The 9,950-nt window shown below is 73.3% G+C and carries 11 protein-coding genes; 6 read left to right on the forward strand and 5 right to left on the reverse strand.

Annotated features, from left to right (window positions below):
* Positions 1–43 precede the first annotated feature (43 nt).
* Complete coding sequence (locus ACFCX4_RS30510; RefSeq protein ID WP_376149442.1) at positions 44–1,420, reverse strand: MFS transporter; 1,377 nt, start codon at positions 1,418–1,420, stop codon at positions 44–46.
* Between the two features lie 352 nt (positions 1,421–1,772).
* On the opposite strand from ACFCX4_RS30510, the gene ACFCX4_RS30515 reads away from it, so the two are divergent.
* Entirely contained in the window at positions 1,773–2,450 is a 678-nt protein-coding gene (locus ACFCX4_RS30515) for a 2-phosphosulfolactate phosphatase (RefSeq protein WP_376149444.1), read from the forward strand.
* A gap of 114 nt (positions 2,451–2,564) precedes the next feature.
* On the opposite strand, the gene ACFCX4_RS30520 is transcribed toward ACFCX4_RS30515, so the two are convergent.
* The 4 genes from ACFCX4_RS30520 to ACFCX4_RS30535 form a co-directional block, all read right to left on the reverse strand.
* Positions 2,565–4,154: an alpha/beta hydrolase gene (locus tag ACFCX4_RS30520; protein ID WP_376149447.1), complete on the reverse strand. Its 1,590-nt coding sequence runs from the start codon at positions 4,152–4,154 to the stop codon at positions 2,565–2,567.
* 79 nt (positions 4,155–4,233) lie between these two features.
* Entirely contained in the window at positions 4,234–5,361 is a 1,128-nt protein-coding gene (locus ACFCX4_RS30525) for a serine hydrolase domain-containing protein (RefSeq protein ID WP_376149450.1), read from the reverse strand.
* Positions 5,362–5,551: 190 nt separating this feature from the next.
* Positions 5,552–5,740 (reverse strand): hypothetical protein, encoded by a 189-nt coding sequence (locus ACFCX4_RS30530; protein ID WP_376149453.1) that lies wholly within the window; start codon positions 5,738–5,740, stop codon positions 5,552–5,554.
* On the reverse strand, positions 5,730–6,188 hold the full coding sequence (locus ACFCX4_RS30535; RefSeq protein ID WP_376149456.1) for an ATP-binding protein: 459 nt from the start codon (positions 6,186–6,188) through the stop codon (positions 5,730–5,732). The genes ACFCX4_RS30530 and ACFCX4_RS30535 overlap by 11 nt, the downstream gene beginning before the upstream one ends.
* A gap of 141 nt (positions 6,189–6,329) precedes the next feature.
* Between ACFCX4_RS30535 and ACFCX4_RS30540 the strand changes: the two genes are divergently transcribed.
* The 5 genes from ACFCX4_RS30540 to ACFCX4_RS30560 all read left to right on the forward strand — a co-directional run.
* Positions 6,330–7,205: a helix-turn-helix domain-containing protein gene (locus ACFCX4_RS30540; RefSeq protein WP_376149459.1), complete on the forward strand. Its 876-nt coding sequence runs from the start codon at positions 6,330–6,332 to the stop codon at positions 7,203–7,205.
* Between the two features lie 2 nt (positions 7,206–7,207).
* A complete protein-coding gene (locus tag ACFCX4_RS30545) occupies positions 7,208–7,393 on the forward strand; it encodes a DUF397 domain-containing protein (RefSeq protein WP_376149462.1) in 186 nt (61 codons plus the stop codon).
* Positions 7,394–7,455: 62 nt separating this feature from the next.
* Positions 7,456–7,641 (forward strand): DUF397 domain-containing protein, encoded by a 186-nt coding sequence (locus tag ACFCX4_RS30550; protein ID WP_376149465.1) that lies wholly within the window; start codon positions 7,456–7,458, stop codon positions 7,639–7,641.
* A 16-nt stretch (positions 7,642–7,657) separates the two neighbouring features.
* Complete coding sequence (locus tag ACFCX4_RS30555; RefSeq protein WP_376149468.1) at positions 7,658–7,843, forward strand: DUF397 domain-containing protein; 186 nt, start codon at positions 7,658–7,660, stop codon at positions 7,841–7,843.
* 509 nt (positions 7,844–8,352) lie between these two features.
* Positions 8,353–9,950: trypsin-like serine protease (locus ACFCX4_RS30560; protein WP_376149471.1), on the forward strand; the 1,598-nt coding region annotated here is incomplete at its 3' end.

The following is a 9,950-nucleotide window of genomic DNA, read 5'->3' on the forward strand; positions in this document are numbered from 1 at the left end:
GTCCCCGGCGGGGGCGCGGCCCGTCGGCGCGGACGGCGGCCGGTCAGCGCACCGCCACCGGCGCGCGCCCGGCGGCGCGTCCCGCCGGGGCGGGCACCGGGGAGGCCGCCCCGAGCGCGGTGCCCCGGGTCTCCTCCGCCCAGAGCACGCTCACCAGCAGACCGCAGGCGGTGACCCCGGCGGCGATCAGCATGGTCGGCCCGGTGCCGAGCCCGGTCAGCGACAGCGGCAGCAGATAGGTGCCGACGGCCGCGCCGATCCGGCTCACCGAGGTGGCCACGCCGACCGCGGTGGCCCGCACCTCGGTCGGGAACAGCTCGTTGGGATAGGTCCAGTCGAGCACGTTGGGCCCGCCGCAGAGGAAGGCGTACGCGCAGAGCGCGACGACCACGACGGCCGCCGGGGCGTCCGGCCAGACGCCCAGCAGGGCGAGGGGGACGATCATCAGGGCGAAGGAACGGACGATCACCGGCCGGCGGCCCCAGGTGTCGATCAGACGCAGGGCCGGGTAGCAGCCGAGCAGGAAGACCAGACTGATCAGCCCGGTGCCGAGGGTCTCCAGCACCGTGCCGCCGGGCATGCCGAAGGCCTGCAGCAGCTGCGGGCCGAAGGTCAGCATCGCGAACAGCGGGCCGACCTGGCAGAGGAAGAAGAGCCCGCAGAAGAGCGTCCGCCGCCGGTAGGGCGGGGTCATCAGCAGCCGCAGGCCGGTCGGGGCGCCGGGGGCGGCGGGCCCGGGCATCAGCTCGCGGCCGTCCACCCGCACCCCGAGGTGCTTCTCGACCAGCCGGACCGCCTCGCCGACCCGCCCGTTGGCGGCCAGCCAGCGCGGCGACTCGGGCGAGCCGTGCCGGATCACCAGGAACACCACGCACAGCACGGTGGAGCTGCTGAGCATCCACCGCCAGCTGCCCGGCCCGCCGACCGTGAGGAAGAGGTACCCGGTCAGGTAGGCGAGCACCGCACCGGCGTACCAGGCGACGATCTGCTGACCGAGCAGCCGCCCGCGGTGCTTGGCGGGCAGCCACTCGGCGAGCAGCGAGGTCGCGATCGGGTAGTCGGCGGCCACCGCCATGCCGAGGACGAAGCGCAGCAGGGCGATCGCCCAGACCGCGTCGACCCAGAAGGACAGCACCGAGCAGACGATCATCACGAGCAGGTCGGCGGTGTACATCACCTCCCGCCCGATCCGGTCGGTCAGCACGCCGAAGAGCGCGCCGCCGACGAACATGCCGACCAGGGCGGCCGCCCCGATCAGGCTGACCTCGGCGGTGGAGAGCCCCAGCTCGGGCTGCATGCCGATCAGGGCGACGCCCACGATGCTCAGGATGTACCCGTCGAGCAGCGGCCCTCCGGAGCAGGCGAGCGCGAGCCTGCGGTGGAAGCCGGTATACGGGGCGTTGTCGATGGTGCGTGACATTCGTCGGGTCCTCCGGGCGCGTCCGGGTGCGGGTGCACCCGTGCGCCGCGTAGACGGTGGTGGGCGGTCCGCTCGCCCGGCGTCACCGGGCGACCGTCCACAGTTGCCCGGCGACGCACGGGCCCCCGCGGGGCGAAGGTCGGCCGAAAAGGGGCCGGAGGTCCCGAACCGGACGGGACCTCGGCCCGTGCCGGGCCGCCGCCGGCCGTGCGCCACCGGGCCGGACGGGCAGTCGCGGACCGTCCGGCCCCCGCGCTGTGACGCTCGGCACTCCGGGAGCCGCACGGCGTGACGAGCGCCACTTCCGGCCGTTGCCGGGGACTCCGGGCCCGCCGTGGGCGATCATGAGCGGATGGAGACTCGCTTCCTCGGGATACCCGAGCTGACCGGGACCCCGCCGGTGGCGGTCGTGATCGACGTCATGCGCGCGTACACGGTGGCCGCGTGGGCCTTCGCCCGGGGCGCGGAGCGGATCGTGCTCGCGGCGTCGCCGCAGGAAGCGCTGGCGCTCAAGGCCCGCCACCCGGACTGGGTGGCGCTCAAGGACGGTCCGCCGGCGCCCGGGTTCGACCTCGTCAACTCACCGGGGCTGCTGCGCACCGCCGAGCTCGGCGGGCGGACCGTCGTGCAGAAGACCACCGCCGGCACGGTCGGCGCCCTGGCGGTCAAGGACGCCTCGCTGGTGCTCTGTGCCGGCTTCGTGGTGGCGGAGGCCACCGCCCGGCTCCTGCGGTCACGCGGGTGCGACGACGTCACGTTCGTGGTCACCGGCGAGGACGGGCGCGCGGACGAGGACCTCGCGTGCGCCCGGTACATCGCCGGGCGCGCAGCCGGGGCCGCGACGGACCCGGCCGGGTTCCTGCGCCGGGCCGGCGAGTCGCGCGCCGCCACGGAGCTGGCGACGGGCGTCCGCGAAGGGGCCCACCCCGAGGACGTCGCGCTCTGCCTCGAACTCGACCGGTTCCCCTTCGCGATGGTGGCGACCCCGGAGGAATCGCTGATGGTCCTGCGGCCCTGCCCGGTGCCGTAGGACCGACCGCCGCCGATGTCCTGGCCCGGCGTGTCCCCCGCACCGGTAGGGGGGACACGCCGGGGGATCCACCGGACCCGTCGGGCACCGGGGCCGCCGAGCCGGTCGGCGCGGTCAGCCCAGGACGGACGTCCGCGCCGTGGTCACGGCCGCGGGGGCGGAGGCGGCCACCGCCGGGGCGACCGGGTCCGGGGCGCAGGAGAGGTCGCGGGCGGGCAGCACGCCGGTGCTCAGGAAGCGGTCGGCGGCGGTCACCGCGCAGGACGGCACCCACCGGTCGTAGGCGCCGTGGTTGCCGCTGTCCACGGTGACCATCCGGGCCCGCTTGCCGAGCGCCTTCCGCATGCCCAGGGCGCCGACCAGCGGGGTCGCCGGGTCGCGCTCGGTCTGCAGCAGCAGGATGTTCGCCGGCCCCCGGTCGGTGACCCGGACGGCGGGCTCGACCGGGGCGGGCCAGAACGCGCAGGGCCAGACGTTGGCGCCCATGCCGTTCAGGATCGGGTTGCGCCGCCCGCTCTCGGTGACGTTGCGCTGGTACCGGGAGAGGTCGCGCGGCGCGGCGTCGTCCGCGCAGAGCACCGCGGTCAGGCCGATCACGTCGTTGTCCTCGGGGATGTCCGAGGGGCCCTTGGCCAGCCACCAGTACGGGACCGGGCCGGCGCCGTCGTCGGCGAGGAAGCGCCACCAGTCGGCGATCTCCTGGAACAGCGCGGTGTGGTAGGAGTCCAGGCGGTAGATCGTGCGCCACAGGTTGCCGTCGACCGGCCCGGCGACCGGGTGGTTCACCGGCGTCCGGTCCAGCTTCGCGGCCAGCGCCAGGTAGTTGGCGCGCACGGCGGCCGGGGTCGCACCGAACCGCAGGGTGGCGTCCCGCTCGGCCGCCCAGGCGGCGAAGTCCGCGAAGCGCAGCTCGCTCGCGCGGTCCCAGGCGGCGAGGCGGTCGGTCCAGGTGACGTTGGGGTCGACGTTGGCGTCCAGCACGAAGCGGTCCGTGCGCCCCGGGAACAGCTCCGCGTAGACGGCGCCCAGGTAGGTGCCGTACGACGCCGCGCGGTAGGAGATCCTCGACTCGCCGAGGGCGGCCCGGATCCGGTCCAGGTCACGCGCCGTGTTGGCGGTGGTCATCTGCCGGAGCAGCTCGCGGTCCCCGGCCAGGCAGTCGCGCGCCAGGTCGCGGGCGTAGCGCACGTTGGGGGCGATCGAGCCGTCCGGGGCCGGGAACGCGAAGACCAGCTCGTACGGCACCTCGGCGGCCGTCCGGCCGCAGGTGGCGGGCGTGCTGCGGCCGACGCCGCGCGGGTCGAAGCTCACCAGGTCGTAGCGGTCCAGCACTTCCTGGGGGTAGCCGGCCTCCTGGGCGGTCGGCAGGTGGAGGCTGGCGACGCCCGGGCCGCCGCCGTTGTGCACCAGGACGCCGCGCCGCAGCCCCGGCTTGGCGGTGGGGAGCCTGGACACCGCGATCTCGATGGTCCGCCCGCGCGGCGCCCGGTAGTCCAGCGGCACCCGCAGGGTGGTGCAGCGCAGCCGGGGGTCCGCCGGGGCGCCGGACGGCTCGGCCGGGCAGTCCGTCCAAGTGAGCTGCGGCGTCGGCTGTTTGGGCGTCGCCTCGGCCGCGCCGGCACCGGCGGTCGCCGCGGCGAGGGCCAGGGCGAGCGCGGCGCCGACGCTTCTGAGCGGGCCGGTCAGGCGTGTTCTCGTAAACATAGGTCTGGACCATAGGGACAACGTGCCTGGCTGTCACCCCCCTTGCGGGGTAAGGATTTACCTTTGCATGACCCTCCCATTACCCTGCGCGTCGCGCCGCGCACAGCGCGGTGTCCACGGCGGCCTCCAGGTGCCGGGCGGTCGCCGTGTCGCCGGGCTGGACCGTGATGGTCACCTCGGCCGCGAGCCCGTCCGCCGTGGCACCGCCCCGGGTCTCGTAGCCCGGGATGCTGCCGCCGTGCCCCCAGTACACCCCGCCGCAGGAGAGCGGTGTGCTCACCAGCCCCAGGCCGTACCCGGAGCCGGGGGCGAACGGCCGTCCGGCGTCCACGGTCCGCTGCATCTCGGCGAGTTCGGCGGGCCGCAGCAGGTCCCCGCCGGCCAGGGCGGCGAAGAACCGGTTGAGGTCGGCGGGGGTGGAGACCAGCTGCCCGGCCGCCCAGGCCCAGGAGGGGTCCATGTCCGTGATGTCGATCAGGGGTCCGGCCGCCGACTCCCGGTAGTAGCCGTGGGGGTGGGCCCCGCGGATCACCGCCTCGCCCGGGGCGGGGAAATAGGTGTGCCGCAGCCCGAGGTGGCGGACGACGCGGCGGTCGATCTCCTCGGCGAGGGTGCGGTGGGTGAGCTCCTCGACGATCAGGCCGGCGAGCACGTAGTTGGTGTTGCTGTAGGCCCACGTGTCGCCCGGTGCGAAGTCGGCCGGGTGGCGGAGCGCGATCTCCAGCAGCTCGCGCGGCCGGTAGGGGCGGACCTCGTCGCCGAGGTGGGCGGTGTAGTCGGGCAGCCCGCTGGTGTGCTGGAGGATCCGGCGGACGGTGATGGCGTTGCCGTCGATGCCCTCTCCCCGGACGACCCCCGGCAGGTACGTCTCCACCGGCCGGTCAAGCTCCAGCCGGCCCTCGCCGACCAGTTGGAGCACCACGGTGGCGGTGAAGGTCTTGGTGTTGCTGCCGATCCGGACCCGCCCGTCGCGCGGCACGGCCGACCCGGTGGCGACGTCCCCGACGCCGGCGGTGTAGGTGCGGGTCCGCTCGTCCCACCCCTTGACGGCGGCGAGCGCCCCGGGCGCGCCGTCCTCCCGGACCAGCGCTTCGAGTTGGCGCTGGACGGCATCGGGCCCCGGCACCGCGACGGCGGACGGGGCTGCGGCGGCGGCCACGGCGACGGCGGCGGCGATCGCCGCCCGGCGGAAGGTGTGCGACTTCATGCGGTGTCTCTCCTGCAACGGTGCGTCTGCTCGGTGGTCCCACGACATCACGCGCGCCGACGCGCCGTCGTCGGCTCACCGGACGACCGGGGCCGACTGCCCGTGATCCCCCGGTGCCACTGTGGATCATTCCCCGGGCGTACACGACGGAGCGGGAAGCCGGACCGGCCGGCTTCCCGCTCCGGGCGCGTCAGCGGGGCGTCGCCGCTGTGGAGGCGGGACGGGGGGCGGGGTGCGGGTGCGCGCCGTGGTGGTGACGGGTCGTGAGGGGGTAGACCCAGGCCAGCAGGGCGAGCAGCAGCACGAACGGGAGCACGGTGCACAGCGCGGCGCTGCCGACGGCGGGCGGCGGCACGCTATGGCGGGGTTCAGCGGGCATCGGCGAGGTCGAGTTCGGCCCAGACGGTCTTGGCGTTGGGGTCGCGCGGCAGCGTGCCCCAGCGGTCCGCGAGGGCGTCGACCAGCATGAGCCCCCGGCCCGACTGGCCGTCCGAGGCGCAGGTGGCGGGGGCCGGGAGGACGGGGAGGCGGTCGCCCCGGCAGTCCGAGACCTCGATCCGGAGGGTGGCGCCCCGGCGCACTTCGGTGGTGAGACAGAGGTGCAGCTCGAACCCGCGCCCCGCAACACGCCCGTGCCTGATCGCGTTCGAGGCCAGCTCCGCGACGATGAGCAGGGCCGTCTGTGCGAATTCAGCGCTCGTGGACTCCACTCCCCAGTCGGCGAGTTGACGTCTGGCGATCGCCCGGCAGAGGCAGGCGCCCTTCGGCGTGGCGTTGAGCGCGGCGGTGTGCCGGCGCGGGTTGTCGAGCGGAATTTCGGTCGTCATGGGAGAAAGCCTGACGGCCCGGACGTACGCTGACCATGAGTCCGGCAAGCACGGAGCGTGCCTGTGCGGATGCGGAGGGTCCGCCGGTCGGCGCGTCCCGGATCATTCGGTCGCAAACACGTCTGAGCAGGGGGAAGTCTCATGGTGAGCGGTGTCGAGCGCACGGTCTTCGACGACGGGGAGACGGCGGAGAACTCGGACGGGGTCGCGGAGTTCTACTGCGCGGTGGGGAAGCTGATGAAGATGTTCCGCGAGCGGGCGGGGCTGACGCAGCGGGAGTTGGCCGACATCATCGGCTACAGCGAGGACATGCTGGGCGCCGTCGAGCGGGGGAAGCGGACGCCGAGAGTCGAGATCCTCGCGAAGGTGGACGACGCGGTGGGCGCGGGCGGGGCGCTGAAGCTCGTCGCGGACGACGTGATGAAGGCGAAGATCCGGGTGAGCGAGCGGCACCCGGCGTTCGCTCGCGCCTTCACGTCGGAGGAGTCGAAAGCGATCGAGATCCACGACTACAGCACGATGGTGGTCCCTGGACTGCTGCAGACCGAAGCCTACATCCGAGCACTGTACGAAATGCGGCGCCCTTTGCTCGCGACCGAGCAGATCGACGAGTGGGTGGCGGCACGACTGGCCAGGCAAGAGGTCTTGGCGCGCTGGCCCCTGCCGGTGGTGACGTGGGTCATTGACGAGAGCGTCCTTCGGCGCCCCCTTGGAGGACGGGATGTGCACGCCGAGCAGCTTCATCACCTTCTCAAAGTCGGTCAGATGCGAGGCCCTGAGCTCCAGGTCATGCCGCTCGACCGCCTGAGCCATGCCGGAATGGGGGGCTCGTTCATCCTGCTCACGCCGAACGGGCGCAGTCAGTTCGGGTATGTCGCGGCTCAGCACGTGAATCGTCTCGTCACAGACCCGGCCGAGGTCCGTAATATGGCCGCACGGTACAGCAGCATCCGGGCTCAGGCTCTGAGCCTCAGCGAGTCACTGGCCTTGATCGAGCAAATTCTGGGAGAGCGGTAGGCATGGTCGAACTAGCATGGTTCAAGAGCAGCCACAGCACTAACGAGGATGTTGCGTGCGTCGAGGTCGCCGAGACGCCCGGCACCGTCCACGTCCGTGACTCCAAGGACAAGAGCGGCCCGCAGCTGGCCTTCGAGCCCGCCGCGTGGGAGGCGTTCGTGACGTTCGCCGCCACCACCGAAGTCTGAAACAGCACCCCGCCGATGGCCCGCCGCTTCCCTGCGGCGGGCCATCGGCGCATCCTGGACCCATGACCGAGCCGACCTGGTTCAAGAGCAGCCACAGCAGCAACGAGGGCGCCGCATGCGTCGAGGTCGCCCGGACGCCCGGCACCGTCCACGTCCGCGACTCCAAGGACAAGACCGGCCCCCGACTCACCTTCGACCCCACCGCATGGGCCGCCTTCATCAAGTTCGCCGCCACCACCGAAGCCTGACCGAAAGGCAGTCGGCGTGATCGAACCGACCTGGCACAAGAGCAGCCACAGCAGCAACGAGGGTGCCCAGTGCGTGGAGGTCGCCCACACCCCGGGCACCGTCCACGTCCGCGACTCCAAGGACAAGACCGGCCCCCGACTCACCTTCGACCCCACCGCATGGGCCGCCTTCATCGAGCTGGCGGCCGGCACCGAAGTCTGAATCACCGGAAATCCGCACCCGCCTCCCAGGAATGCCGCATCGGGCGCCCGCCGCTCGATGCGGCATTCGCCTGCACCTGCCGAGCATCCCGGCCGCACGGAGCCCACCACCCTCCCCACGGGCGGATGCGACGACCACGATCCGTCCGCACGGGCACGAGCACTGCATTCCTCCCATACGGGACATGCGTGAGTACGTGAACAAAGCATCAAATGCCCGACAGGGCCACCGAAGTCGGCGCCGCCCTCCGCCGGAAGAGCTTCCCGCACGACCGATAGCACTCCACAAGGATCATGAGCACTGCTACCTTATGGATGCTTCGCCACCGCACGAACCGCACCGTGACGGCCCGCGGCGAAAGCTCTCCCGACCCTGCCCGCGCGACTCAGCACCCGTGTCCACCCGAGCGAGCGACGGACGAAACGTTCATCCCGTGCCGCCCGCCCTCCTCGCTCCGGCACGGGCCGCCCCGGCCCAACACCCTTCGGAGATCCGACGTGTCCTCCCGCATGCCCATCCGGACCCTCAGGACCAGTGCCCTCGCCACGGCCCTCGCCGCCGGCACCCTCACGATGCTCCCCGTGCCCACCGCCGGTGCCACGGCAGGCACCCCCGCCGCCGGCGGCTCGTACGCCTACACCGCGCACATCGCGATCGGCGACAGCTACCGCGCCTGCACCGGCGCCCTGGTCGACCGGTACTGGGTGGCCACGGCGGCCTCCTGCTTCGCCACCGACCCCGCGAACCCGACCGGCGTCGGCGAGACCCCGGCCCGGACCACCACCGTCACCGTCGGCCGCACCGACCTGGGGGCGAGCGGCACCGGCGCGGTCCGGACCGTCGACCGGCTGGTCGCCCACCCCGAGCGCGACCTGGTGCTGGCCCGGCTGGCCACCCCGGTGGACGGCATCACCCCGCTGCGGGTCGCCACCGCGACGCCCACCGCCGCCGAGACCCTCCGGGTGCCCGCGTACGGCCGCACCGCCACCGACTGGATCCCCGGCAGGCTGCACACCGGGACGTTCACCCTCAACACGGTGCGCGCCACCGCCATCGACACCACCGGAACCGGCGGCTCGGCGCTCTGCAAGGGCGACAGCGGCGCCCCCGTGGTCCGTGAGGGCGGCGCGGGCGCGGAGCTCGTCGCCGTCGTCTCCCGGTCCTGGCAGGGCGGCTGCCTGGGCGAGACCGAGACCCGCACCGGCGCCTCCAGCACCCGGGTCGACGACCTCGGCACCTGGATCAAGGAGGTGCGCTACCGCACCGCCGACGTCAAGCCCGGCACCCACCTCCAGGTCGTCGGCTCCAACGACACGCTGTGGGACACCGTCGTCGACCACCGGAACGGCCGCTGGAACGAGCGCTGGGCGCTCGCCGACAGCGGCACCGGCCCCGGCGCCGGCCCCGGCACCCACACCACCGTGGACAGCATCGCCATCGGCAACACCGTGCACGTCTTCGCCATCGGCACCGACGGCCACGTCTACACCCGCGACGGCGTGGTCGGCGGCGCCTGGACCGCCTGGCAGGAGGTGCCCGGCGGCGCCAGCGGCGTCCAGGACATCACGGCGACCACCCGCGGCACCCGGGTGAGCCTCCAGGTCGTCGGCGGCGACGGCCGCCTCCACACCACCGGTGCCGACTACGCCACCGGCACCTGGGACCCCCACTGGGTCAAGGTCGACGACAACGCCGTCAAGGCCGTCACCAGCGCCGCCACTCCGGACAACACCGTCCACGTCTACGGCATCGGCACCGACCAGCGGGTCTACTTCCGCGACAACCGGCCCGACGGCACCTGGACCAACTGGGACCTCGTCCCCGGCGGCGCGGGCGGCGTCAAGGACATCACCGCCGCCGCGCGCGGCAACACGGTCAGCGTGCAGGTGGTCGGCGGCGACGACCGCCTGCACACCATCACCGCCGACTACGCCACCGGCACCGCCGGGTGGGAGGCCCACTGGGTCAAGGTCGACGACAACGCCGTCAAGGCCGTCACCAGCGCCGCCACCCCGGACAACACCGTCCACGTCTACGGCATCGGCACCGACCAGCGGGTCTACTTCCGCGACAACCGGCCCGACGGCACCTGGACCAACTGGGACCT

The organism is Kitasatospora sp. NPDC056327, assembly GCF_042261735.1.
Classification (GTDB): Bacteria; Actinomycetota; Actinomycetes; order Streptomycetales; family Streptomycetaceae; genus Kitasatospora.

Excerpts from the sequence above, each read along its gene's own strand:
- ACFCX4_RS30510 (WP_376149442.1), bottom strand. The coding sequence starts at position 1,420 with ATGTCACGCACCATCGACAACGCCCCGTATACCGGCTTCCACCGCAGG.
- ACFCX4_RS30515 (WP_376149444.1), top strand. The coding sequence starts at position 1,773 with ATGGAGACTCGCTTCCTCGGGATACCCGAGCTGACCGGGACCCCGCCG.
- ACFCX4_RS30520 (WP_376149447.1), bottom strand. The coding sequence starts at position 4,154 with ATGTTTACGAGAACACGCCTGACCGGCCCGCTCAGAAGCGTCGGCGCC.
- ACFCX4_RS30525 (WP_376149450.1), bottom strand. The coding sequence starts at position 5,361 with ATGAAGTCGCACACCTTCCGCCGGGCGGCGATCGCCGCCGCCGTCGCC.
- ACFCX4_RS30530 (WP_376149453.1), bottom strand. The coding sequence starts at position 5,740 with ATGCCCGCTGAACCCCGCCATAGCGTGCCGCCGCCCGCCGTCGGCAGC.
- ACFCX4_RS30535 (WP_376149456.1), bottom strand. The coding sequence starts at position 6,188 with ATGACGACCGAAATTCCGCTCGACAACCCGCGCCGGCACACCGCCGCG.
- ACFCX4_RS30540 (WP_376149459.1), top strand. The coding sequence starts at position 6,330 with ATGGTGAGCGGTGTCGAGCGCACGGTCTTCGACGACGGGGAGACGGCG.
- ACFCX4_RS30545 (WP_376149462.1), top strand. The coding sequence starts at position 7,208 with ATGGTCGAACTAGCATGGTTCAAGAGCAGCCACAGCACTAACGAGGAT.
- ACFCX4_RS30550 (WP_376149465.1), top strand. The coding sequence starts at position 7,456 with ATGACCGAGCCGACCTGGTTCAAGAGCAGCCACAGCAGCAACGAGGGC.